Below are 25,260 nucleotides of genomic sequence, written 5' to 3' on the forward strand. Positions count from 1 at the left end.
ATAATTGGTTATAGTTAGTTTATTTTTTCGTTTGTTTTTTAAGCCATACGGTTAGCTCCCTTGCTGCAATATCGTTTTGATATATTGCCGGCAACCGCCCGTTCACATATTCATTATACAACCACGGGTCGCCAACGGCAAATACTGCACCCTTGCCATACTTTACGGTCGCGGCTATTACAGAAGCTCCATCAGCCGATTTGAAAACGGCTTTTGCTGCCGGATCATTTAAACTAATACTGCATACATCTTTCAAAAATATCTTCGGATTTGATTTAAATATCGCGTTATCAACATACACGGCTTCGCCATCCTTGAAATGATTATCATCAATAACATGGTTTGGCAAATCGTTATTAAAATGAAGGCCAAACTTTGCGGCCAGGGTATTAAAATGCGGTAATTCTACGTTGGCACTGTCATTCGCCATTAAAACCAATACGCCCCCTGCTTTTACCCAAAGCGCAATTTGCTCTACATCATTTGCCTGAATATAGTTGGGATTGGCTGTTTCCTTTTTAGTGTCAGGATCAACAATAATATAAATACTGCTGTTGCGCAGGTTTGCCAAAGTTGGTGCTTTATCCAGCGTGTCCAACACAAAACCATTTGCTTTAAAAATTGCGCCCCATATAGAAAAGCCTGTATTTTGCTCATCGTCCCATAAGTAATGGAAGCGTTTTACACCATCTTTGGTTTTGTGGGTTTCGTGGTTAAAGTAATAATCAAGCGTTACGATTTGCGCATGGGCAGCCGGTGTAATTTTTAATAAAATTATTAGCGCGCAAACAAAAAATCTATTCATAATAATTGATTAACTATTATTTAAACGATTAATAAAAGGGTTATAATTTGGCTGATAACCATGCCGGTTATCTATTTATCAAAACTATCAGGATTAGTTCGTTTTTTACTATTCGATATGATTTTATTTACGAAATCGTTATCGGGTATCACCCTCAATCAATAAGCAAAAACCTTTTGATTATTAATATATTAAACGATTATATTATTTTTTTCCGGTAGAATCCCGTAAAAAAAGCTGTGTAGGTAACACAATTGTTTCAAAATCAGTAACAGTTTGCTTAGTTTTAATTAAGCTGATAAGCATTTTAGTGGCTTCCTGCCCCATTTCAAAACCGGGCTGGTAAACGGTAGATAACGAAGGATTTAAAACATCGGCAAGTACGGTATTGGTAAAGCCAAGCAGAGCAATATCCTGCGGAATTTTTATTTTTAGCTGGTGCAGCAAACCTAAGGTTACCGTTGTTATCCTGTCAAATGCGGTAAATATTGCATCTGGTTTTACAGGGTTGGTTAACAGCTCGTTCAGTATACCTTTAATTTCGTTTTGATCCCTGCCGCCAAGCTCACAATATTTAATAAGTTGCTCATTTATGAGGATACCATTATCGGTTAATGCCTGTGTGTAACCTGATAATCTTTCGCGGGTAACATAAGTATTGGCGGTACTGGTAATATGTGCAATATTTTTATAACCTGATTTAATTAAATGAACAGTAGCCTCATAAGCGCCTTTAAAATTATCTACAATAACCTTGTGCGTATCCATCTCATCACTCACCCTGTCAAAAAACACAATAGGCAGTCCCTGTTCTTGTAGCTTTTGTAAATGCTCAATGTTTTGGGTTTCTGTTGATAAGGATATAAGCAAACCATCAACCGACCGGTGCGCCAGGTGGGTTACATTTTTAACCTCCAGATCATAAGATTCATGGGTTTGAGTAAAAATAACATTGTAGCCTTCCTGGTAAGCAATAGATTCGATGCCGTTTATTACCTGCGAAAAAAAGTGATTATCTATATTTGCAACAACAATACCAATGGAATTACTGTGCCCATGTTTTAAACTTTGGGCAATCAGATTAGGGCGATAATTGTTTGCCTGCGCGTATTCAAGAACCAGCTTTTTGGTTTTTTCGCTAATCTCATAGCTATTACTTAATGCCTTTGATACCGTAGATGCTGAAAGATTCAGCGCCTTTGCAATATCATTCATTGTAATAGCTTTAAAATTCATAGAGGATTTGAATTATACAAATAATACCTGCTAAAATACAAATTTAAATTTTGATGAGATACGACCTGGTATAATTACCGGGGCAAACGCATTAAAATAACTCAAGGAGGCTCCAATAGGAGCCAAAAAGAATTTGTCTTGTCTCGCTATAAACAGGGAGCTCCTCCGGAGCCAATATTTGCTGAAACAAAGCGGACACTTGACTCCGTAGGACCTGTTTATAAAAATAAGCTGTAAAGTTAAAAAGGCTCCCATGGGAGCCCCCTAACGGTATGTATTACTTAATGCGTTTGCCCGAATTAAGGGCCGTCAAATTATAAGTTTATATTTATAACAGCTATTATACGCCACTAAAAATAGAAAAACCGCCATCCACGCAAATCATTGATCCGGTTACAAATGCCGATGCATCACTTAATAACCATACCAATGCGCCTATCAGTTCATCAGGATTGCCAAAGCGTTTAAATGGTGTGTTTCTAATCACTTTTTCGCCCCTCTCTGTATAGCCACCATCGGGCTTTGTCAATAAATTGCGGTTTTGCTCGGTAAGGAAAAATCCCGGAGCCAACGCGTTCATCCTGATAGCATCACCATACCGGTTAGCCAACTCGACCGCGAACCATTGATTATAGCAATCAACAGCAGCTTTACCCATGTTATAACCCAATACACGGGTTACAGCACTTTTAGAGTTCATGGATGATATATTGACTATGCTGCCCCTGCCACTTGTTTTAGCAATAGCTTCGCCAAATATTTGCGTAGGTATAACTGTGCCCCATAAATTAAGTTCGGTTACTTTCTTCATACCGGCCATGTTCATTTTAAAAATATCCTGGTCGGGCATTAAAACACCTTCGGGCATATTGCCACCGGCTGCATTTACCAAACCATCTATTTTGCCATAGGCAGCCAATACTTTATCCTTTGCCGCTACAAGCGCATCTTCATCCAAAGCATCGGCAATTAGGGCTATAGCTTTGCCCCCGTTTTTATTGATAGCATTTGCCCGCTCTTCGGCAACATCTTTATTTCTCCCTAATATACCAACTGTACCGCCTGCCTCAACAATACCATTTACAAATGAGTTTCCCAAAATACCGGTACCGCCGGTAACTACAATCACTTTGCCTTCTAACGAAAATTTATTTTCCACTTTTTAATTTTTATAGCTGTCATTTCTAACGAGAGAGAAATCTTATCTATTATGCAAGGAGTATAATATTTCTCCTCGTCGAAATGACAATTGTTGTTAGTTAATTATTATATCTATTTTATATCTCCAATATCAAAAACATCCATATCGGTATAATCCAGGTTTTCGCCGGCCATGCCCCATATAAAACTATAGCTGGCCGTTCCGCTACCCGAGTGTATGCTCCATGGTGGCGACACTACGGCCTCGTAATTATCTACCAGTATGTGCCTTGTTTCCTCCCCTTCGCCCATATAATGGAATACACGTTGCCCCTTCGGTACATCAAAGTAAAAATAAGCTTCCATGCGCCTGTCATGCACATGCGCGGGCATGGTGTTCCAAACACTCCCTTCAGCCAAAATAGTAAGCCCCATTACCAGCTGGCAGCTTTGTATACCTGCTGAATGTATATATTTATTTATAGTACGGCTATTTGCTGTTGAAGCGTCGCCGGCATTTACTTTAACTGCTTTTTCATTGGTTAGCAAAGTAGTTGGATAATTGACGTGAGCCGGGCATGACAGCATATAAAACACCGCCGGATTAACCTTATCCTTACTTGAAAACTTTACGCTTTTTACACCTTTACCAATATAAAGGCAATCCAGTTTATTTACAGTGTAAACTTGTCCGTCGGCAATAACTTCACCATCACCGGCTACGTTTATAATGCCTATTTCCCGGCGTTGTAAAAAGTATTCGGCTTTTAGATTAGGGTAATTTTCCAGTTCTAACTGCTTATCAACAGGGTTTGCCACTCCAACAATCATCCTATCATAGTGCGTGTAAACGCAATTGATCTCATTTTGCTTAACTATGCCATCAAGCAAAAACCGCTCGCGTATAACAGCTGTTTGGTAGGATTTAAAATCCCCGGGGTGTACACTGTATATTAATTTCAAGACAATTTAGCTATGATTATTTTCAAGACAATTTTACAATTTATCAATCAATTAAAAGCGATATGCAGGCATATTTTTACGCAAACGATGTAATCAATGAGTGAATGAGTAATTGAGTGAATGAGTGAATTTTAAATTTGTAAAGTAGGATTACATTCAATCATTCAAAACTCACTCATTCACTCATTGAAATTAATTACATCGTTTGCGTAAATTTTAATGCTGTTGTTATATTATATAGCCAAATACTTGTAATATTGAATTTTAAACCAATTACGCCATCACTATTAGGCTGGCTCTAAATTATTTATTTAAATGAAAAAGATACTCTACTACAAGTTGATGGTGTTAATTATGATTTGTTTTATCAGTAAAACAACCATTGCGCAAACTACTGATAACTGGACCGAAAAATCTGCCAAAGAGTGGGTTGATAAGGGCGAATGGAGAAATGGTTTTAAAACAAAACTATATGCCGGTATTGATAATGTTGAGTTTGCCAAACAATATCATAAAAATAAAGCAGCGTGGGATAAGGCATTTGCTTTTATAAACAATACAAAGCTGGATACCTTATCGCCGGGAAAGCATTTAATTGATGGCGATAATGTTTTTGCTACTATAACTGATGCTAATACTAAAGAATATGATAAAACGATGTGGGAGTCGCATCGTAAGTATATTGATCTGCATTTAATGATACGCGGAAAAGAGCGCATAGGTGTAATGAACCCGGCAACCGCTGTGGTTACCGACCCATATGACGAAGCTAAAGACATTGCACATTACGATGCTAACACTAAAGGCAATTATTATATAGCAGACCCGGAAACATTGATGATATTTTTTCCGCAAAACTCGCATCGCCCGGTTATACATGTTGACGGGTACGACAAGGTGAAAAAATTAGTTATAAAAATTAAAGTTGCACAATAGTTATGCGTATTAAATACCAATTGCTGCTGGTAATTTTTATCAGTTCATTTACTTTAAAAGTGAATGCCCAAAGTGATGTTGCCGGCGCCTTTAATTTTGCAACCTCACAAACTTCATTAATGTTAACAGAGGTAGCTAATACAAAGGCTCAAACTACAAATAACAGTTTAGTAGTTCCGCGCACATTAGATAAAAACGGCAATCTTTTATTGATTAACTCAAGAGACTGGTGCAGCGGCTTTTTCCCCGGCGAGCTTTGGTATTTATATGAGCATACTAAAGATGCAAAATGGCTAAAAGAAGCAAAAACTTATACAGATTTTATTGAGCGGGAAAAAACCAACACTACCACCCATGATCTGGGTTTCGAGATATATTGCAGTTTTGGCAATGCTTATCGCCTTACACAAGACCCTGCTTACAAAGCGGTAATTGTACAGGCAGCACAATCTTTAATTAAACGTTTTAACCCGGTAGTTGGCGCAATTAAGTCATGGGATAATGTAAAGATTGGCAAATACCCGGTGATAATTGACAATATGATGAACCTGGAGCTGCTATTTGAAGCTACCCGCTTATCCGGTGATTCTACTTTTTATAAAATAGCGGTTACCCATGCTAATACAACACTAAGAAATCATTTCAGGGCCGATAACAGCTCTTACCACGTAATTAATTATGATGCCGAAACCGGAAAGGTGGTTAATAAAGTAACCGCACAGGGGTATGCGGATGAGTCTGCCTGGGCCCGTGGCCAGGCTTGGGGACTATATGGCTATACGCTATGTTACCGGGAAACTAAGGACAAAAAGTATTTACAACAGGCAGAAAACATTGCCAAATTTATTTTGAATGACCCCAATATGCCTAAGGATTTTATACCCTATTGGGATTATAATGTGCCGGATAAGGCTAATCAACCTCATGATGTTTCGGCTGCGGCAATTACAGCATCGGCTTTATATGAGTTGGGTACATATAGTGTTAATGGCAAATCATACACTTCAACAGCCAATAAGATAGTAAGCAATCTATCCAACTACAGGGCAAAAGAGGGCGAAAGCAAAGGGTTTTTATTATTGCATAGCATCGGCCATCTTCCGGCCCATAGCGAGATAGATGTGCCGATAATTTATGCGGATTATTACTACCTGGAAGCATTAACACGCAAGCAGCGCCTGCACGATCATCAACCGGTTATTAAACAATAACCATTAATTTTGCTTTTGAAACAGCTTCGTTTTCACGTGTATTACTTCAAGTGTCCCAGGTGTATTCATGTGTCCCTGGGACAGCACATGTGCCCGGTCATTACAGCATTACGGTTCTTTACCGGATAACTAATTGCTAAACCACAGTAACGATTATATTATATATAGCCCGCAGCCGACATATTATTTATATTTGAATTACCAATTTAAATAACCTTACCGGTGAAACCAACTTATAATATCATGCTAAAAAAGACATTTACTCTTTTGCTAATAATTGGCGCAATACAAAGCAAAGCTCAATCTTTTCAAAAAACAGATCTTGGATTACAAACCGTGGTTAACGGAAATAACATCGAAATACAGTTCTATAACCCTGATGTAGTACGGATAATAAAATACCCTGTTGGTGCAAAGTTCTATAAGAACAGCTATAGTGTGGTAGAGCGTCCTGCAAAAACAGAATTTACGGTAACTAAAACCAATAATAATTTAGTACTTACAAGCAATGCCTTAAAAGTACAGGTTGATGTAAATACCGGTAAAATTCAATACCTCACTCCTGCTAATAAACTATTGCTTGCCGAAAAAGATAACGGCGCACAGTTTACATCGGTTGTTGATACCGGTAAAAACTCTTATTCAATTTCGCAGGATTTTACATTAGCAAATAATGAGGCGGTATATGGTTTGGGCCAGCATCAAAAGGGCATAATGAATTATCGTAATAAAACCGTAGTGCTAAGAAACCTTAATATGGATATCGCTGTTCCGTTTTTTCAAACATCGGGCGGTTATGGCGTTTTTTGGGATAACTATTCTACTACTACTTTTAAAGATAATGCCGGCACTACTACGCTTCAATCTGTATTAGGCGATGGCATTGATTATTACTTTATGAACGGCGGCAATGCCGATGGCGTTGTTGCAAAAATGCGCACACTTACCGGCGATGCTCCTATGTTTCCACGCTGGGTATTTGGCTTTTTTCAAAGCCGCGAACGTTACAAGAGTCAAACAGAAGTGGTAGGTATTGTAAAAAAATACAGGGCGCTAAATGTGCCGCTTGATGGTATAGTACAGGACTGGCAATATTGGGGAACCAAGGAAACCTCATGGAACTCGACCGAATTTGGCAACCCGCTGTATCCCGAACCTAAAAAAATGATTGATAGTGTTCATGCCTTAAATGCGCATATTATTATTTCTGTATGGCCATCATTTGGGCCCAATACGGCTATACTTAAAGCAATGGATAATATTAAAGCTTTGTTTGATTTTAAAACCTGGCCAACAACACAAGGCGTAAAAGTTTATGATCCGTTTAACCCCATAGCACGCAATGTTTACTGGGATTTTATGAACAGGAACATATTCTCGCTGGGTATGGACGGCTGGTGGCTTGACGCAACCGAACCCGAGCAAGCTAATACTAACAATACCGATAAAGTAAGAACTTATGCAGGCAGCTTTAAATCAGTAAGTAATGCATTTCCGCTATTAACTACTGGCGGGGTGTATGAGCATCAGCGCAGAACATCGGCAGATAAAAGAGTTTTTATTCTTACCCGCTCGGCTTTTGCAGGGCAACAGCGTGATGCAACAGCTACGTGGTCTGGCGATATACAGGGTACCTGGCAATCATTCCGCAACCAAATTTCGGGTGGGTTAAATCTTTCTTTAAGTGCTATCCCCTATTGGAATACGGATATAGGCGGCTTTTTCTCGGCTACAAAATATCCAAAAGGTATAAAGGACGCTGCATTTCATGAACTTTATACCCGCTGGTTTGAATTTGCAACGTTTACTCCGTTAATGCGGTCGCATGGTACCAGTACACCGCGCGAAATTTTTCAATTCGGCGCAAAAGGCTCATGGGCTTATGACGCACAGGAAAAATTCATCAACTTGCGTTATCGCTTGCTCCCTTATAACTACTCAAATGCATGGCAAATTACCGCGCACCAATCTACAATGATGCGCGCATTAGTAATGGATTTCCCTAAGGATGAAAAGGTATTTGATATCAACAATGAATATATGTTCGGTAAAGCTTTCCTGGTGGCGCCTGTTACAGATTCTTTATACGTTAGCAGGGCAACGGGCAACGCGGTAACTGATTTCGGCACTGTAAAAACTCAGCATGTATACTTACCAAAAGGCAGTACCTGGACAGATTTCTGGACCGGCGAAACCTATACAGGTGGTAATATTATAGCAAGTAAAGTACCTATAGACCAAATACCACTATTTGTTAAAGCAGGCTCAATTATACCATTCGGGCCCTTCCAGCAATATACTTCTGAGAAAAAAGCAGATAAGCTGGAAATAAGAATATACCCCGGTGCAAACGGAACTTTTACTTTGTATGAGGATGAAAACGACAATTACAATTATGAAAGCGGTGTTTATAGTACTATTGATTTTAAATGGAACAATCAAACAAAAACCCTTACTATAGATAACAGAAAAGGCACGTTCCCCGACATGCTAAAAGACAGGGTGTTTAATTTAGTACTGGTGAATAAGACTAGCGGAACAGGCTTGGCAATTGGCAAAACAATAAAAACTATTCGCTATTCCGGCGCACAGATCCAAACTAAATTATAAGTTTAAATACTCATCGCTTTTTTTATAGCACCAGTTGCAAGTGCAATCTAATCAATGTTTGTAACGGATCAACACATAGCCCCGGATGAACTTTCGAGGCCTGTACTACGGTACTGCGTGTTGCTGTAAGCCAACGGAAACGAGAGGCTTCATCCAATTCGCCTATTGGTCCGCTTTCCTGTCCGCCATGACATATTTGGTCAAACGCATGTAGGTTGGTTTTTATTTCTTCAACAGCATCCCCGTTTGTAAAACAGCAAAGCTTGTCTTCATCTACAGTAATTATCGCCCGTAAAAAATTCAGTTTTTTACAATACAGAACTACACCAACATTCATAAATTCTTCGCGTTCTACCCTGGGCACAACACGAATTACTGCGTACTCAAAAACGTACTTCCCCGGCATTTTGTGCTTCTTTTATAAAGATGTCAGATGCTGCAATACGCAGCAATAAAAATTGAATATATACCTCCCGGCGTTCTGTGGCTGATAATGTTTCATCAGTGAGCCATTCATCCGGTATTAACCCTACAATATTGCGTATTACCTCTTCATTTAAAATCAACTTAAACTCTGCGTCAACCAACTCCAGCTGGGTAGCGCGAGGTAATAATACATGGTCTTTAACTTGTACAAAGGGGCGCGTAGCCTGTTCTTTCCAATTATCCCATGAATGATGAAAGTATAAAGATGCACCATGATCTATCAGCCACAATTCTTTATGCCATATCAGCATATTGGTATTACGCGGTGTACGGTCAACATTGGTAAGTAAACAATCCAACCAAACTATCTGAGATGCCAGTTTTGCATCGGTTACCGTAACTGTAGGATCAAACGTTATAGCACCCGAAAGATAATGCAGGGCCAGGTTAAGCCCCACGCTTGCTTTCAGCAGGTCCTGTATTTCTTCGTCAGGTTCAGTGCGACCAAAAGCCTCATCTAAATTAGCGAAAACAATTTCGGGTACTTTTAAGCCTAAATAACGTGCCAGTTCACCGCCAAGCAGTTCGGCAATTAACGCTTTTACACCCTGCCCTGCCCCCCTAAATTTTAACACATATAAAAAGTCATCATCAGCCTCGGCAATAGCGGGCAATGAGCCGCCTTCGCGTAAGGGGGTTACATAACGTATTACATTTACTGTGCGTAGTTGAGGGTAGATGTTCATATTATTTTAGCCTTTAAAACTACTCATTTATCCCAAAATTGATGCAGTTATTTGGGGATAAAAATAAGGATCTTGTTTCACGCGAATGTGAAACAAAATGTAACAAGTGAAACAAGATTTTGACTTAACCTATTGAAAATAAAACAACTACGAAAAAGTGATGTAACAAAATGTAACAACTTATTCGTCTGTTTTTTTAGGTATAATTTTCTATATTAAACTGATAATCAAATAATTGCAAATAGGCTAATTTTAATGTGATGAAACAAAATGAAACAAGATTTTTTACATGCAATGATTTCATGTTTTATTTGCCATTTTTATTAGCCGTACCTAACCATAATAACGCGTCAATTATAAATTTATCCTGCTCACGGCTGGCGAAGCTTGACGATAGCGAAGTAGTAAACTTGTTGTATTGATGCTCATAATCCATATCATTATGCCCCATGTTTACATACACCATATTGTAGTTTCTATTACTCCAGGCTACAGGATAATAACCGCTATGCCATATTTCATGAGGCTTAGGGCCGGTACCTAACGGGAAACTGGTAGAATCGATAGCCAGCAGTATATCAATATCCGGATTTTTAGTCAAATCATTCTCCCATCTATACCACTCGTTTGGCGACGATTTAAATCTTTTAGGCAAATGTTTGGTTGCTGGGTGCTTATTATCTTCAACGCTTAAAATTGCAGCTGTTGGGCGCCAGGTATTGCTTTTATATTGGCCCGATCCTAAAAATGTGTTGTGGTACCAGTCCCAATTTTGTGGTATTCCTGAAGGGGTAAGCGCAAATGCCGCAAAATGAAAACCCATCCATCCGCCACCATTATCCATATAGGTTTTAAAGGCTTCCCGTTGTTCGGGATCTTCGGGGCGGGTATCCAAAAACAAAACCACCTGGTACTTTGCCAGGAATTGGGCATTCAAATTTTTCCAGTTACTGGTAGAATCATATGCAAAATGATATTGCTTAGCCATTTCGGGGAACCAACGATTGGCTTCATGCACATAGCTTATGTGCGCCTCGTCATTCTTGGCAGTGTAAAATGCTATAACGCTGAATTTTACAGGCTTGGTGCTTTGTGCATCAGCGCCAAAAAAGAATAGATTTACTATAAAAAGTATTACAAGCTTTTTGTTTAATGGTCTTTTGATCATAATTAATTCAGGTAAATTTATTCTTTGGCCTAAGTAAATCTATTACAAAGCAAGCAATATTAACTTAAATCAGCTTTGTTTATTCCCTGTTATTTTGCTTTCTTTACCGCTACCTATTTTTGAGAATGATTTTTCAACAACACTCCTTATACCGCAAATTACTATTATTAGGTTTATTGGTACAATTAATAGCAGCCTGGTTTAGCTTGGGCTATAACCAATGCGACGAGCATTTCCAGGTGTTAGAGTTTTGCAATTATAAACTTGGCCTTTCGCCGGCAACAGATCTGCCGTGGGAATTTGCTGCACATTGCCGGTCGGCATTGCAGCCCTTTGTTGCTTATATTATAAGTAAAGCATTATTAATACTGAATTTGTATAACCCATTTTGGGTAAGCTTTATAATGCGGTTAATAATGGGCATAGCTACCTGGTTGCTAACCTGCCGCGTAGTAATACTTATGCTGCCCCAATTTACTACCGAAAAAGGCAAACAGGTGTACGTGTGGTGCAGCTTCCTGCTGTGGTTCATACCCTATATAGGTGTTCGTTTTTCTGCCGAAAACATTGCCGGTTTATTGTTTTTAACAGCACTCACTTTATTACCGGGTTTACTTGCGGCAAATTCTTATAAACGCTATTTTAAAATAATAGTAGCAGGTATATTACTCGGCTTTGCTTTAATGATACGCCTGCAAATGGCTTTTGCTTTTATACCGCTAATAATATGGATAATAGTTTATGCCAAATGGCCCTTAAAAAACTGGCTGGTTGTTATATTGTCTGGCCTGGTGGCAATTGGGTTAGCTGTACTGGCAGATAAGTGGTTATACGGCGCCTGGGTTTTTTCGCCTTATAATTATTACCGGGTAAATATTGTTCAGCATGTTGCTGATAATTATGGCACATCCCCTTGGTGGTATTATTTAAAGTTGTTTTTTGATTATGCTGTACCGCCAATAAGTTATTTTTTGCTGCCGCTATTTTTAATAGGCCTATGGAAAAACCCACGACATTTATTTAGCTGGATATGCATAGTTTTTATACTGGGACATAGCGTAATAGGCCATAAAGAAATTAGATTTTTATTACCACTTATATTTCCTTTGATATTTTTGGCTTGTCAAGGTTTTGATCTGTTACTAAAACAATATCCCGCTAAAAAAATATTTCGTTGGGCGCTACCTATACTGGCCGGATTTAATATTGCTTTGCTTAGCGTAAAAATATTCATGCCTGCTCATGAGGCTTTTGCCTACTATAAATTCATGTACAATTTTGCGCAAAAACAGCCTGCTACTTTGGTGAGCTTTGAAACCTCGCCTTACCATATCCTGGGATTGGAGATAAATTTCTATAAGCCAAAAAACATGAACATTGAAGTTGTGCATAGCACGCATGAACTTGATACCATTTTAAAGCGGACCAATGGGCGGGCCGTTATTTTTGTTGATCCCAAAATAGATCCTACACCTTTTATAGCCGGCTACAAGAAAACAAAAGTGTACTGTCTTGTACCAGACTGGATACATCTGTTTAATGTTAATAACTGGATAAGCAGATCGTATATATGGACTGTATACCGGTTGAAATAATAGCTTTTTTGCTTTTAGAACGTATTAATTAATTTAGGCATAAATCATAATTTTCATATATAAAATCTGATTCTATCTATGAATATTACTAACATCCAACTAACACAAGTTACGTTAGCTAACCTTAAAGCGTTACACCAAATAAGCAGGAAAACATTTATAGATTCTTTTGCCCACCTCAACACAAAAGAAAATATGGAAGCTTATCTGGCTGATCACCTCACTGAGCAAAAACTAAGTGAAGAACTCAATCAACCGGGATCAGCATTTTATTTTGCCGAGAATAACGGTGAACCTATAGGCTATATAAAGATCAATACCGGCGCGACGCAAACTGAATTATGGGAAGAACAAGGCTTAGAGATTGAACGCATTTATGTTATTAAAGAATATCAGGGTCAAAAAATTGGACAACTTCTTTTCAACAAGGCATTTGAGCTGGCTAAGAAAGCAAACCGACCCTACATCTGGCTTGGTGTATGGAATAAGAATGAAAGCGCCATACAGTTTTATCAAAAAATGGGGTTTATAGCATTTGACAGCCATCCTTTTAAATTGGGCGATGATGTACAAACTGACATTATGATGAAATTGGAATTGATATAAAAGAAAAATAATTTTCTAAATTGCCACGATGAAAAACAGCATTATTTTACTTTTCCTGCTTGTTACGGTAGCTGCTGAGGCACAAAACCCTGACTGGCCAAATATTAAACGTTTCGAGCAAGCCAACAGCAAAGTACCATCGCCAGCCAAAGGCGAAAAACGCGTGGTATATATGGGCGATTCTCTTACAGACTTTTGGATAAATAAAGATTCGACCTTTTTTGCAGGCAAGCCTTATTATGACCGTGGCATAAGCGGCCAAACAACAGGGCAAATGCTGGTGCGTTTTAGAGAGGATGTGATCAACTTAAAACCTGCGGTAGTGGTTATATTGGCGGGTATCAATGATATAGCCGAAAATAACGGCCCTTCAAAACTAGAAGATGTAATGGGTAATATTATATCAATGGCCGAATTGGCTAAAGTTAACCATATAAAAGTTGTGCTTTCATCGGTTTTGCCTGCAGCAGCATTTCCATGGCGGCCATCTATCGATCCTAAACCAAAAGTGAAGGCTTTAAACGATATGATGAAGGAGTATGCTCAAAAAAACAATTTTGTTTACCTGGATTACTTCACTGCAATGGTAGATGAGAACCAGGGTTTACCTAAAAATCTTGCAAAAGATGGTGTTCATCCAACGCTTGAAGGTTATAAGATTATGGAGCCACTGGTTGAAAAAGCAATAGCAGAAGCTTTAAAAGCAAAACAGTAGGACGTTTTTTTTTGCTCGTGATAAGTACGTAAAATAAAGAGAATAAGCTATTATAGTGTTTTCTTTATCACTTTCAATTAGTTACCTTGTTCATAAGGAATTTGACTAAAACACAAAAGCCTGCAATCAAATGATTGCAGGCTTTTGTGTTTTAGATATTAATATCAACAGTAATCACCTAATTGGTGTTGCTTTTTCGAACGATTGCTGCTTATTACAACGATCTTGATAACTCATCGTTTCAGTAATATCCTGGAATATGCCGCGTATTTTTTCGCACTTTCCGTTAATAAATTCGGGGAAGCCGATAGATCTGACTCTAATAGGGTTACCCTTTCCGGTTATTATATCCATTTCAATATCAAAAGGGGTACAATTTTCAATTGCGTCTTTGCGTAGTTTTATAATCATATCTGAGCTGGCATCGTCTTTAAAAAACACAAAGGTATCATCCAGAACCGGATCAAAATCTTCCGGTACTTCCAATATTTCTTTCAATACTTTACTCCAGGTACCTGTATTGTTTTTAAAATCACGCTCCCAAGTCCCTATTCGTGTTATCGTAGTCGTTTTATTGAGCGCTGTGGATATTTGTTTATACTCTTCTTCTTTAAATTTAGTGTTTTTAAGCTCTTCGGTATATATTAATAAACCGCCAATAATGGTATCGCTTTTATACCATGGCCGTATGTCCCAACGTGCCCAGCCTAACGATCCGTCAATTTTTTCTATAAGATCCCCTTCCGAATGATCTATATTTCCTTTTAAACATAAATTAAGTTTGTGCTGATATTTTTCTTTTATTCGGGGCCACAGATCATATAAACATTTGCCTATGTAACCTTTGTTTTGCAGCTTATATTCTATAACAAATTTCCGGGAAGCAGTTAAAAAACACAAGTCATTATCAACCATAGCGATAGCGAACGGTGCCTGCTCAATGAAGGTTCTGTGCTTTTCATCATTTTCTGATTGAAGCTTATTTATAGATTTTTTAGCCGATAGATCATCAATATATTTATGATAGCAGGCTGAGAAATTTGAGGGGTTGGAAAAATTAAGCATGAGAGCCATCTGCCCTTTGTTTGCTCTTTTTGAGGTGATATAATCATGAGCCAGTTCCATTTGCAAAGTGCGGTAATACGCAAAAATAGTTTCGCCATACCGTTCTTTAAAATCTCTTTTCAATTTAGATTCAGAGATAAAATATTTTTTGGCAAGTAATTCAATACCAGGGAATCCGTCAAAAAGGTGTGATTTTAAATTTTCTACAACATCATTCAATATGTCTTTTATGGGTTTTAAGTCTTTGATCCTGTTATCAAGAACATGCTGTGGGTTGGTAATTGGTTTTTGGTTTAAATCACTAACATCCAAAACATTTACGTAAAACCCTTTTACTTCGCCGTCCTCAATATCCGGGAAGTAAATAGTCCTTGCTATTTTTTTCTGACCATTTGGCAATTCAATATTGCGGTCAAAAACACTAACTTTTCCACCTAATGCAGTATTAACATACCCTAAGTTTTGTTGATACAAAGGGCCCAATAATTCTCGTATATGTTTTTTATCAATTGGCCCTGTATGTTCAATACCAAACCAGTACATATAGGCTTTATTGGCATATTTGCAAACCAAATCCTTGCCCCAGTAAGCCAGCATTGTATTTGTGTTTTCAGCCGCATTCAATCTTAACTCAATAAAAGTTTTATCGGTCTCAAATGACATAGCAATCCTTTAAGTCTAAAAATTTAGGTATTCTTAAAATTTGTAGCGGCTTTTTGAACTTGAATCAGCTTTAATATAACAAAGCTGCAAAATTAATATTAAAAAAATGCGGTATCTCGTCATTATTTTTAAAAGATATAGAACATATCTCTTATTTCCTGTGTACGAATGTGCAAAGTTATCCCCTCTTAGGCATAGCCAGGACGGTTTTTATGGTTGTTAAATTGGTATTAATTTTATTAAACAGTAATTTCGCCATTGTTTTTTTGCTCGTGGCTTAGCAATTCATTAAATTTTTCTAATAATTTAATGTACCTGTCCATCCAATAATAAATGGGGTCTTTGGGTTTATCGCCGGGCTCGAGCAAATCGGCCATAACCTCGCCACTAAATAAGTTTGTTTTTTTTGCAAACTCTTCCGGAAAGTCCCTGGCAAAATCATGTCCTATTATAAAGCCTATTTTACAAATAATGTCAAGGCCTAATTCTTTTGTTTCAAACCAGTTGTACAGGGTTCGCCTACTAACATGTAGTCTTCTGGCTATTTCGCTAATGCCCATTCGGTCACAGCGTACCACACGCTCCAAAATCCGTCCCTGGTGCAATTCCGGTTTTTCTGCGGCATTTTTTGCAGATATTGTTTCAAACGCCGAATAATTTGCAGGATAATCGATATGGTTATGCATATTATTATAAATTAATTGGTGAAAACTATTTTCATATTTACTGCTAAAGTTTTACTCATTAAACTAATTCATTATAAGCCGAAAATTTCAACCGTATTGATCATTTAACCACAGTCAATAGAAACATGATCAACTCTATAATAATGGCCTTAAATATTTCTAATATAAATTTCGCTCGTATTGCACTATGAAACAACCTATTAGCGACCAATTAATACCTGAAAAAGGTATTAATTTAATATTTTTTTTTCTTTTTTTATACTTTTTATAACCAGCAAGCACATGAAATTTGCTCAATATCAAGTAAAACCGAATAAAATTTAACAAATACTACTTGATTTACATCATATATTATGTTTATTAATTGAAAGTAAATAATAATATTTTTAATAACTTATATCATGAAATATTCCCGATATTTTTTCGCATTGGTCATTTTTAAATTCTGAATAGCAAATTAACCTTATCCGTTTTAAATTTTTCTTAGCTGTAATTAATTCCACTTCGATATCGAAAGACCCTCTTTTTTTGAATACATTATTTAATGAGCTTTTAACCAAATCGCGATTTTTACCTTGCTTGTAAAACTTTAACGAGGCTTCGAGGTTGGCTATAACATAATCATCATCAACTTCTAATATTTCTCTTGTAATTTTACTCCAGACAGCTGTGTTTGTTATTGAATTTTGGTACCATGTACCTATACGTTCAATTTCATTGGTTTTATTTAATATCTCAAAAAATTGTTTGTCTTTTTCTTCTGCCTGCTTTAAAGCTGTTATATCCTTGGTAAATATCAACACACCTCCCACTTCATCAATATTTTTGTACCAGGGCTGTATATCTAATCTTATCCATCCCGGCGTTCCGTCTTTTTGTGTAACAGCAAGGTCAGCATAGTTATTAACTATTCCTTTTAACGAGTCGAGCTGAAGCGCTCTGAATTTTTCTTCAATGTTGGGCAAAACCTCGTTAAGACTTTTACCAGCCAATTCTGTATCGCTTAAATTGTATTCGTTAAGCCATTTTTGTGAGGTTGTTATAAAATGCATGTTTATATCAAACAGAGCGACTGCAGCAACAGACTGTTCGACAAAATCCTTATAGTTTGCAAGGTTATAATTATTGATATCGCTTATATGCCTGTGTTCTAAATACTTTTTATAGCACGCTGAGAAGTTTGATGGATTTGAAAAATTGAACATCAAAGCCAACTGGTTTTTATTATACTTTTTGGCACTTAGATACTTGTTTGCCAATTCCATCTGCAAATTGCGATAGTACGCAAATATGGTTATCCCGTATTTTTCCTTAAAATCTCTTTTTAGCTTTGATTCTGATACATAATACTTCTTAGCAAGATTTGATATTCCCGGAAATCCTGTCAATACACTTGCTGCTAAGGCTTGTTGTATATCTTCAAGACCTTGATGATTGTGAGGCAAGGTCTTTTTTAGGTTATCATTTAAAGTCGGGTTAACAACATTATTCATATCGGCTACATGCACAAATATTCCTTTAACATCGTTTTCATCAAAGTCGGGCACGTAGGTTATCTTCGCATTTAATACCTTACCCGATGGTGTGGGGATCATACTATTAAAAATCTGTGTTTTACCATCAAACGCTGCTTTTATAAACGGGCCATTTTGTTTGTAAACCGGCCCTAAAAAATCACGAAGATTAATTTTATTTATCATCTGTTCGGGCAGGATTCCAAACCAATTAAAAACAGCATTATTAACAAAACGACAAATCAAACCTCTATCCCAATAGGCCAGAATTGTATTTTTATTCATATCAAATACTGACACGGAAGGGCTTTCGGTGCTATTGAATGGCATTTTTTTTTTCATGGGAGTATTGATAAATCCCCGGAAGGCGGCGGTAAGGGGTACAAGTAGGTCGGGCCAGTAAGTTTATACGATCTCTGCAGGCATAGAACTTTTATCCAGCTTTTGATATTGAGAATTATTGCTGATAAAATCTGGTAGAATGGCTTTCATTTTACCAACCATTCCATCTACGTTATTTAGGAGGTTAATATCCAGTAACTCTTTAATTACGGTATTTATCTCGTCATAACAGTTGGGTATGGTTTTAGATATTTTAATATCCTTATTATAGGTGGGTATAACAGTCTCGTTATCATTCAACAATTCTTCATAAAGTTTTTCTCCGGGCCTAAGGCCGGTAAAAAGTATTTTTATATCCACATCAGGAACAAACCCTGCGAGTTTAATCATGTTAATGGCCAGGTCAGTTATTTTCACGGGTTTTCCCATATCAAAAATAAATATCTCGCCACCGTTACCCATAACCGAAGCTTCAAGTACAAGATGCACGGCTTCAGGAATGGTCATAAAATAGCGGGTAATATCGGGATGTGTAACAGTTATTGGCCCCCCGCGTTCTATCTGTGCTTTAAACCTGGGAATAACAGAGCCGTTAGAGCCAAGCACGTTTCCAAAGCGTGTAGTAATAAATTTAGTTTTACATCTTCGGCTGTCCACGCTTTTTGTATAGTTAAGCTGGTTGTATATAACCGAATTATTTAAGGCCTGAATATACATTTCGGCAATACGTTTTGATGCCCCCATAACATTGGTGGGCCGTACAGCTTTATCAGTAGATATCATGATGAATTTCTCTACACCATAGTCAACCGATATATCTGCCAGATTTTTTGTACCCCAAATGTTTGTCAGCACTGCTTCGGTAGGATGATTTTCCATCATTGGCACATGCTTGTATGCTGCGGCATGAAAAACAATCTGCGGCTTATAAAGATTAAAGAGTGCTTTTATCCGGTTTGAGTTTTGAATATCTGAAACAAATATTCGGCTTTTATGTGCATAAATACCATCCTCAAGCTCCAGTTGAATATCGTGCAATGGTGTTTCGGCCCGGTCGCATAACACAACAAACTCCGGGTTATATCCCATAATTTGCCGCACTATCTCTGCTCCTATCGAGCCGGCTGCACCGGTAACCAAAACCCTCTTGCCTTTAACTTCACTGCATATATGCTCTTTACATAGTTGAATAGGCGCACGCTCTAACAGATCTTCGATCTTCAGATCTTTAAATTGATGCGAAGTTGGCATACCATTTAGCCACTGGTTTGATGGAGCCACCGTTATCACCTTGATCCCGTACTCAATGCATTTTTCTACAGCACTTCTTTTACTGTCTGTATTAAGGTCCTCGGCTGTAATAAACATTGTTGATATGGAGAACTTTTGTTTCAAATTTTGGATAGACTTTACAGGGTGAACCTGGGTTTGCTCAATATATTTATACAGCTTATCCAAACCGGGATCAATAAAACCCTGTACGTTGATTAGCAAGCCTTTTTGGGTTTCGAGCGCCTTTTTTACCAATATGGAATGGTTTCCCGCCCCATATATTAAAACATTATCTCTCTTTATTGAAAAACCAGGTTCGTCAATGTATTTAAAAAGGTCTTTTATAATGATGCGCACGCCCATAAGCAAAGAGGACGAGATGAAAAAATTGACGAGTAAAATTGCGCCAAGCCCCGCCACACTAAAATAGGTACCAAATAATGACAAACACAGAAAAACAAACGACATGCTGCTTAGCAATACCGTAAACAAAACGCGCAGCATATCTCTGGTGTTCGAGTATCTTACAATACGGGTGTGTACTCGCATTAAAGTGAAAATTAAAAGCGCATTGCCGCAATACAATGCCATATAAAACAGGTTGTCATGTTTTAGATTCAGTTTTCCCTTTAATGAAAACGATAGACAAATTGATGATATAACTATCAGCATATCTGTAAAAAGCACCAACCACTTGGAATGGAACTTATCTTGAAATAGTAAGTTTCTGATGTAGATCATAATCAAGAGAATTAGGATGTTTGAAAAGCCGGCGTGTACCTGTATAATGGGAAGAAGTCTACTTCGGTATTTTTATCAATACCCTTTTGATCAAGTAATTGCTGGTAGATAACCGGATTTGCTATATAGCGCCAGCTTTTATAGTCAAGAAGCAAATCAGAGAATGCTTTTTTCCAATAAAAAAGCGTGTCGTTTTGAAATCCAAGCCCCCCACCAAGATTATAATAACGCATCTCCAATTTACAACCAATTTGTGCTATGCCATCAATTAAAAATTTTGCCGGGCTATCCTGTAGGTATTCGGTCCTTGTACCAATTAAATGCAATTGAATTATTTCATTGGTAAATACCGCAATTGTGCTGCTAGTAGCTACATCGCCTTTATATGCCGTAAATACCCGGGCGTCATATTCAGTATTGTTAAGCAGTTCTAAATAATAGCTATCATCAAAAAAGTACGAGTCGGCAGCTCTTATCCTACTCATATTCTGGTTATAAATTTCGCGGAAAATTTTAATTGCGTCCGGCCCTTTCTCTTCTTTAATATAGTAACCCTTTTTTAATGAGTTTCTAATACTGTCCCAGGTTGTATGTCTATAATTCTTTCGGTGCTGTTCAATGCTTTTAGTGAGGTCAATAACTACTACCTGGCCATTGTCGTAAATACCGCCAAATTCCTCAAGCAGCAATTGTTGGTTATAAAAGGGGTTCAACCTCAAAAACACTGAAACATAATTTCCGTCTGATAAAAATTCAAGAAAAGCTTTTTTAAAATTGCTTATCAATGTTGAATCAATACCATCCATTTTTTGGTTTGATAGCGGTCCGGAGTACCCATATACACAGGTCAAGTCATAGTAATTTGATTCCGGTATCTCGCGTTGAATAAGCGGTACGGCAATAAAATCAGATTGTTCACTATAAATAAATAAAATTGGCAAGCCTGTATTATCAAGCGAATGATAATGCCACGTATGATAAAAATCAATTTCTACCGATTGATTTACATGCGCTACCCACTCGGCTTTATCCTTAATAGTTAATATTTTGATCATAGGTGGATTTATTTAGGTGCTGATTAATTTAAATAAAGGCTCAATTTCGATGAAACGATCCCTGGAAATACTCATCGTAATATTGCCGTCATCTTTACCTGTTATTTCAAAGCCCGCCCTTTCATAAATAGATATGGCCGCAATATTTGCGGGGTGCACTTTCAGATAAATAACTTCAAGTTTTCTTTCAAAGAAACCATACCTAAGCATCAACACGGTAGCCTGGAAACCTATACCCTTACCCCAGTAAAGTTTGTTGCCGATAAACAGATGCAGCTCAGCACTCTTCCCTTGAAAATCAAGCAATTGAACATTTCCTACATAGGTATCAAGCTCTTTAACGCATATCGCAAAACGGCTTTGGTCGGGTTTATTCAAATTATTTCTTAGCCAATCAAGTTCCATTTCTTTGGTGATAACTCTATTTGGTTTAAACCCGGTATAAGTCCACACCGATGGGTCGTTTCGCCATAAATAAGATACTTCAGCATCTTCAAGAACCAGTGGCCTTATGTATATTGAAATGATCATAAAAAAGTGCGTAAAGTATTTAAAATATAAAGCATATCATGTAGGCTATACCTATGGTCGATAGGCAATGGAACAATACAGCGTGCCAGGTAATTTTCATACATCCGGGTATCAGTCCACTTAAAAACATTCGGCCAATAGGTGGCCACATAAATATTATGTTGGATCAAATGCAATTTAAGCTGCTTGTTATTTGACAAAAACGGATAAACCATTGGTGAGTATTCTTCCGGAAAATTAAACTTGAATAAATTATATTCCTTCAAATGTTTGTGAAGAAAATTAAAGTTCCGTTTTCTAATCCTGGCGCATTCTGCATAATTAACACCTGCAAGGATCTTCCGCGTTAGGGGTGACATGATCCTAATCGGATTATTCTCCAGGTCTTTATTGTTTTTTACATAATCACTATATCCTTGTTGTACACCCAGATCAATATTTTTAATAAGATGCGAGAAGCGATTTACCGAACTGTCAACAGCATATTTTTTAGTTGATTTTTTTTTAATTTGCAGATATGCCCCATCAGCAACACCAAAGAATTTCCTGCACGAGTAAAAGGTATCAATACCGGGCAATGGTTCTGAAAAAAAGGCCTGAGAATTATCTATTATAAGGTTAGTTATCTTAGTACTCAAGCACTTAACTGCGTGCTGTTTAATGCCAAAATAGTTGGTATACAAAAAAACGGCATCGGGCTCTATCTCAAAATCAATAATTGGTTCCAGGTGATCATCAATTGAGTAAAATTGGTATGGAATATTCAATTTTTGGATAGGCTCCAGCAATACATCGCATGTAAAATATGGGATATAGATTTTCTTATATCCTTTTTCTCTCAAAATATATTCTAATGCATTTCTCCCGGTATTCAACCGTATAAGGTGCGTGTAATACTCACTCCCAGGAGGAAGTTCCAAACCGAAATACCCACCAATTGTTAAGTGTGAAGTTTCTATTTTTTGCATGATATAAAATGAAAGGTGAAAGGATAATATAAGTTCAGCTTTGATCGTGCTTGTACATTCTTAAATGAGGTGGCTGGTAATAGTCGCTTAAATTAGCCGGTATACATGCGTTGTAGCCAATGATCTGTCGAAGTTCGGGCTTTAAACCGGCAACAAAATCGTAGCCTAAAAACCTTGAATAGTCCATCTGCTGTTTTAAAAACGGTTGGGTAAAGCCCAGTATTAATGCCCTGCGTGGCTCAGGTGTAACATTTTCTCCATTAGCATACCATAAATTCGAGTTAAAAAGTATAATGCTTCCTTTTGGTGTAACAACACTGTCTGCATGAGTATAAAAAAACTCTTCATCAGGTTTCAAAGCAGTTTTATGTGATCCTGAAAGAAAATATATTGCCCCGTTTTGCAGCGTAAAGTCATCAAGGGTAATAATCATTTGCAGCAATAATTTTGTTTTGCTTATAAATGTGCTTGCATCCCTGTGCATATTATTCTGATAAGGACACTCTTGTTTTGAATATATTGCGCCATTCATTCCATTCAAAATATGCTTACCTCCGAAATATTGGGTTATTTCTTCATTGCAATACATTCTTTCAAGAAGGGGAATGCTAAAATTATCGCGATCAAGAAGATGATAATGGATACCATCCATATTTGCACTTATACCATTTCTTTCCTGTATGCTTTTGCGGCGTATATAACCGTCTTCTATGTCATTGTTGATCCTGTTGATAAAATCCGATTCTATAGCATTTTCGTAAACAACCCATCCATAAGTATCAAGTGATACTTTAAAATCGTTTAGTGCCTTTTCGGGGTAATTGAACTTATTTTTCATAATGCAGGCAGGTTTTAATGTTATCAGGATCAGTTTAATTGCATGATCTTTAACATTTGTGCATTAACCAGGTGAACGTCGAATTTTTTTCTGGCAAGTTTCAGCCCGTTCAAGCCATATTTAAGAACGTCGAGCCTATTATTCAAATAAAATTCCATTTTTGAAATTAGTTGGGGTACGTTTTTAATTGGAACCATGAAACCGTTCACAGCCGAATTTGAGTCAATCGTTTCTCTGCACCCCACAGAATCACAGGTTATAATGGCTCTTCCCATAGCCATACTTTCTAAAAGACATCGTGGCACCCCCTCGCCATAATAAGAAGGTAATACCACCACCGATGAATTCATTATATGCGGGCGCACATCTTCAACCTCCCCAACATATTGAATGGTTTCACCATATCGTATCTTATTATACAGATCCGGGCTTATGGCATCAATATTTTTTTCATATGCTCCTATTAGTTTAAAATTAACATCAGGGTAACGTGAACGAATGTCTCTGGCAGCTTCATAATATTCATAAATGCCTTTAGCATTTATTAAACGGGCAACCATAATAAAGTTTATTGGTTCCAGATCTGGCGGGGTATATACATAATGTTCCAGATCTACTCCTGATCCATTTACAAAAAACACCCGATGCTTGTTGGTTAATATTCTATTCTGAACCAGGGTTTGGTAATCATCTTTGTTTTGAAAAATAATTTTCAAGTTCCTTTTTGGCCTTAAACTAAATTTTAGCAATGACCGTGTAATGGCGCTAATCCAATTATTATTTTTTTTATTGGTGAAATTATATCCCAATCCGGTTAACATAGGTATGATACGCTTAACGCCACATATCTTGGCTAATAAAGTACCGTAGATAACAGGTTTAAAGGTGTAAGGGAAAAAAACATCGGGCCGCACTCTTTTTATCAATCTATATAATTGAAAAATGAACCTCATATCCGACAAAACGGAAACGTGACTACCTTCCAAATGGCTTTCATGAATCACTACGCCAAGCGATGTTAACTTTTCGCGTACACTTTGCTGCATTATTTTCGGTGTAAAAACATCCACACTGTGCTTTTTAAGGAGTTCTTCCATCAGTTTTCCTCTAAAATCAATTAATGATTTCGACGAATCGCATACAATAAGGATCTTTTGTCCTGGTTTATTCATATCGGTTTAAATTGTGGCTAACTGTATACCATCGAACAAGTCCGAACGGCACGCAAAAGCATGTTTAAAAACTGTACAGAAGAAAAAGCAGTAGTAAATAATGATCAGCAAAAAGATGTACGCCGATCTTTTATATGATTGCCAGATCAGAACCGATCCAACAGTATTTGAGAAGATATAAAGGCGCAAACGCCTTTAATGGAAAATTGAAGTTCTTATTATACCAGGAACTTCTAGCTAAAAAATTCCAAACCGC

At 37.4% G+C, this 25,260-nt stretch carries 22 protein-coding genes; 6 read left to right on the plus strand and 16 right to left on the minus strand.

Annotated features, from left to right (window positions below):
• Window positions 1-19 precede the first annotated feature (19 nt).
• The 4 genes from JWP71_RS00500 to kduI all read right to left on the minus strand — a co-directional run bounded on the left by JWP71_RS00500 (window position 20) and on the right by kduI (window position 4,144).
• Window positions 20-805, minus strand: coding sequence for a hypothetical protein (locus tag JWP71_RS00500; protein ID WP_299495864.1), 786 nt, complete (start codon window positions 803-805; stop codon window positions 20-22).
• A gap of 204 nt (window positions 806-1,009) precedes the next feature.
• Entirely contained in the window at window positions 1,010-2,020 is a 1,011-nt protein-coding gene (locus tag JWP71_RS00505) for a LacI family DNA-binding transcriptional regulator (RefSeq protein WP_299495867.1), read from the minus strand.
• Window positions 2,021-2,381: 361 nt separating this feature from the next.
• Window positions 2,382-3,200: an SDR family oxidoreductase gene (locus JWP71_RS00510; RefSeq protein ID WP_299495870.1), complete on the minus strand. Its 819-nt coding sequence runs from the start codon at window positions 3,198-3,200 to the stop codon at window positions 2,382-2,384.
• A gap of 113 nt (window positions 3,201-3,313) precedes the next feature.
• Complete coding sequence (gene kduI / locus JWP71_RS00515; protein WP_299495872.1) at window positions 3,314-4,144, minus strand: 5-dehydro-4-deoxy-D-glucuronate isomerase; 831 nt, start codon at window positions 4,142-4,144, stop codon at window positions 3,314-3,316.
• 315 nt (window positions 4,145-4,459) lie between these two features.
• Here kduI and JWP71_RS00520 point away from each other — a divergent pair, with 315 nt between their 5' ends.
• From JWP71_RS00520 to JWP71_RS00530, 3 genes are all read left to right on the plus strand, one after another.
• Window positions 4,460-5,080: a YhcH/YjgK/YiaL family protein gene (locus JWP71_RS00520; protein WP_299495874.1), complete on the plus strand. Its 621-nt coding sequence runs from the start codon at window positions 4,460-4,462 to the stop codon at window positions 5,078-5,080.
• A gap of 2 nt (window positions 5,081-5,082) precedes the next feature.
• Window positions 5,083-6,291: a glycoside hydrolase family 88 protein gene (locus tag JWP71_RS00525; protein ID WP_299495877.1), complete on the plus strand. Its 1,209-nt coding sequence runs from the start codon at window positions 5,083-5,085 to the stop codon at window positions 6,289-6,291.
• A gap of 243 nt (window positions 6,292-6,534) precedes the next feature.
• Window positions 6,535-8,901 (plus strand): TIM-barrel domain-containing protein, encoded by a 2,367-nt coding sequence (locus JWP71_RS00530; protein ID WP_299495880.1) that lies wholly within the window; start codon window positions 6,535-6,537, stop codon window positions 8,899-8,901.
• 22 nt (window positions 8,902-8,923) lie between these two features.
• On the opposite strand, the gene JWP71_RS00535 is transcribed toward JWP71_RS00530, so the two are convergent.
• From JWP71_RS00535 to JWP71_RS00545, 3 genes are all read right to left on the minus strand, one after another.
• On the minus strand, window positions 8,924-9,307 hold the full coding sequence (locus tag JWP71_RS00535) for a DUF3037 domain-containing protein (protein ID WP_299495883.1): 384 nt from the start codon (window positions 9,305-9,307) through the stop codon (window positions 8,924-8,926).
• Entirely contained in the window at window positions 9,285-10,073 is a 789-nt protein-coding gene (locus JWP71_RS00540) for a HipA family kinase (protein WP_299495886.1), read from the minus strand. The genes JWP71_RS00535 and JWP71_RS00540 overlap by 23 nt, the downstream gene beginning before the upstream one ends.
• A 307-nt stretch (window positions 10,074-10,380) precedes the next feature.
• Window positions 10,381-11,241: a ThuA domain-containing protein gene (locus tag JWP71_RS00545; protein ID WP_299495888.1), complete on the minus strand. Its 861-nt coding sequence runs from the start codon at window positions 11,239-11,241 to the stop codon at window positions 10,381-10,383.
• A gap of 125 nt (window positions 11,242-11,366) precedes the next feature.
• On the opposite strand from JWP71_RS00545, the gene JWP71_RS00550 reads away from it, so the two are divergent.
• From JWP71_RS00550 to JWP71_RS00560, 3 genes are all read left to right on the plus strand, one after another.
• Window positions 11,367-12,836, plus strand: a complete 1,470-nt coding sequence (locus JWP71_RS00550) for a hypothetical protein (protein ID WP_299495890.1) — start codon at window positions 11,367-11,369, stop codon at window positions 12,834-12,836.
• Between the two features lie 78 nt (window positions 12,837-12,914).
• Entirely contained in the window at window positions 12,915-13,442 is a 528-nt protein-coding gene (locus JWP71_RS00555) for a GNAT family N-acetyltransferase (RefSeq protein WP_299495892.1), read from the plus strand.
• A 28-nt stretch (window positions 13,443-13,470) separates the two neighbouring features.
• Window positions 13,471-14,157, plus strand: a complete 687-nt coding sequence (locus JWP71_RS00560) for an SGNH/GDSL hydrolase family protein (protein ID WP_299495894.1) — start codon at window positions 13,471-13,473, stop codon at window positions 14,155-14,157.
• A 174-nt stretch (window positions 14,158-14,331) separates the two neighbouring features.
• On the opposite strand, the gene JWP71_RS00565 is transcribed toward JWP71_RS00560, so the two are convergent.
• The 9 genes from JWP71_RS00565 to JWP71_RS00605 form a co-directional block, all read right to left on the minus strand.
• Entirely contained in the window at window positions 14,332-15,885 is a 1,554-nt protein-coding gene (locus JWP71_RS00565; RefSeq protein WP_299495896.1) for a PAS domain-containing protein, read from the minus strand.
• 239 nt (window positions 15,886-16,124) lie between these two features.
• Entirely contained in the window at window positions 16,125-16,571 is a 447-nt protein-coding gene (locus tag JWP71_RS00570; RefSeq protein WP_299495898.1) for a helix-turn-helix domain-containing protein, read from the minus strand.
• 386 nt (window positions 16,572-16,957) lie between these two features.
• Window positions 16,958-18,427, minus strand: a complete 1,470-nt coding sequence (locus tag JWP71_RS00575; protein ID WP_299495900.1) for a PAS domain S-box protein — start codon at window positions 18,425-18,427, stop codon at window positions 16,958-16,960.
• A gap of 63 nt (window positions 18,428-18,490) precedes the next feature.
• Entirely contained in the window at window positions 18,491-20,248 is a 1,758-nt protein-coding gene (locus JWP71_RS00580; protein ID WP_299495902.1) for a nucleoside-diphosphate sugar epimerase/dehydratase, read from the minus strand.
• A 203-nt stretch (window positions 20,249-20,451) separates the two neighbouring features.
• Window positions 20,452-21,495, minus strand: coding sequence for a GNAT family N-acetyltransferase (locus JWP71_RS00585; protein ID WP_299495905.1), 1,044 nt, complete (start codon window positions 21,493-21,495; stop codon window positions 20,452-20,454).
• A gap of 12 nt (window positions 21,496-21,507) precedes the next feature.
• Window positions 21,508-22,026, minus strand: coding sequence for a GNAT family N-acetyltransferase (locus tag JWP71_RS00590; protein ID WP_299495908.1), 519 nt, complete (start codon window positions 22,024-22,026; stop codon window positions 21,508-21,510).
• Complete coding sequence (locus tag JWP71_RS00595) at window positions 22,023-22,994, minus strand: hypothetical protein (protein WP_299495910.1); 972 nt, start codon at window positions 22,992-22,994, stop codon at window positions 22,023-22,025. The genes JWP71_RS00590 and JWP71_RS00595 overlap by 4 nt, the downstream gene beginning before the upstream one ends.
• 34 nt (window positions 22,995-23,028) lie before the next feature.
• Window positions 23,029-23,832, minus strand: a complete 804-nt coding sequence (locus JWP71_RS00600; protein WP_299495912.1) for a phytanoyl-CoA dioxygenase family protein — start codon at window positions 23,830-23,832, stop codon at window positions 23,029-23,031.
• Between the two features lie 29 nt (window positions 23,833-23,861).
• Window positions 23,862-25,004, minus strand: a complete 1,143-nt coding sequence (locus JWP71_RS00605) for a glycosyltransferase family 4 protein (RefSeq protein WP_299495914.1) — start codon at window positions 25,002-25,004, stop codon at window positions 23,862-23,864.
• Window positions 25,005-25,260: the final 256 nt, after the last annotated feature.

Source organism: Mucilaginibacter sp., from assembly GCF_028287845.1.
GTDB lineage: Bacteria > Bacteroidota > Bacteroidia > Sphingobacteriales > Sphingobacteriaceae > Mucilaginibacter.

Coding starts and splice junctions, on each gene's coding strand:
- JWP71_RS00545 (WP_299495888.1), bottom strand. CDS start 11,241: ATGATCAAAAGACCATTAAACAAAAAGCTTGTAATACTTTTTATAGTA.
- JWP71_RS00535 (WP_299495883.1), bottom strand. CDS start 9,307: ATGCCGGGGAAGTACGTTTTTGAGTACGCAGTAATTCGTGTTGTGCCC.
- JWP71_RS00560 (WP_299495894.1), top strand. CDS start 13,471: ATGAAAAACAGCATTATTTTACTTTTCCTGCTTGTTACGGTAGCTGCT.
- JWP71_RS00580 (WP_299495902.1), bottom strand. CDS start 20,248: ATGCGAGTACACACCCGTATTGTAAGATACTCGAACACCAGAGATATG.
- JWP71_RS00525 (WP_299495877.1), top strand. CDS start 5,083: ATGCGTATTAAATACCAATTGCTGCTGGTAATTTTTATCAGTTCATTT.
- JWP71_RS00565 (WP_299495896.1), bottom strand. CDS start 15,885: ATGTCATTTGAGACCGATAAAACTTTTATTGAGTTAAGATTGAATGCG.
- JWP71_RS00530 (WP_299495880.1), top strand. CDS start 6,535: ATGCTAAAAAAGACATTTACTCTTTTGCTAATAATTGGCGCAATACAA.
- JWP71_RS00575 (WP_299495900.1), bottom strand. CDS start 18,427: ATGAAAAAAAAAATGCCATTCAATAGCACCGAAAGCCCTTCCGTGTCA.
- JWP71_RS00590 (WP_299495908.1), bottom strand. CDS start 22,026: ATGATCATTTCAATATACATAAGGCCACTGGTTCTTGAAGATGCTGAA.
- JWP71_RS00540 (WP_299495886.1), bottom strand. CDS start 10,073: ATGAACATCTACCCTCAACTACGCACAGTAAATGTAATACGTTATGTA.
- JWP71_RS00500 (WP_299495864.1), bottom strand. CDS start 805: ATGAATAGATTTTTTGTTTGCGCGCTAATAATTTTATTAAAAATTACA.
- JWP71_RS00585 (WP_299495905.1), bottom strand. CDS start 21,495: ATGATCAAAATATTAACTATTAAGGATAAAGCCGAGTGGGTAGCGCAT.
- JWP71_RS00595 (WP_299495910.1), bottom strand. CDS start 22,994: ATGCAAAAAATAGAAACTTCACACTTAACAATTGGTGGGTATTTCGGT.
- JWP71_RS00555 (WP_299495892.1), top strand. CDS start 12,915: ATGAATATTACTAACATCCAACTAACACAAGTTACGTTAGCTAACCTT.
- JWP71_RS00520 (WP_299495874.1), top strand. CDS start 4,460: ATGAAAAAGATACTCTACTACAAGTTGATGGTGTTAATTATGATTTGT.
- JWP71_RS00550 (WP_299495890.1), top strand. CDS start 11,367: ATGATTTTTCAACAACACTCCTTATACCGCAAATTACTATTATTAGGT.
- JWP71_RS00605 (WP_299495914.1), bottom strand. CDS start 25,004: ATGAATAAACCAGGACAAAAGATCCTTATTGTATGCGATTCGTCGAAA.
- JWP71_RS00570 (WP_299495898.1), bottom strand. CDS start 16,571: ATGCATAACCATATCGATTATCCTGCAAATTATTCGGCGTTTGAAACA.
- JWP71_RS00505 (WP_299495867.1), bottom strand. CDS start 2,020: ATGAATGATATTGCAAAGGCGCTGAATCTTTCAGCATCTACGGTATCA.
- JWP71_RS00600 (WP_299495912.1), bottom strand. CDS start 23,832: ATGAAAAATAAGTTCAATTACCCCGAAAAGGCACTAAACGATTTTAAA.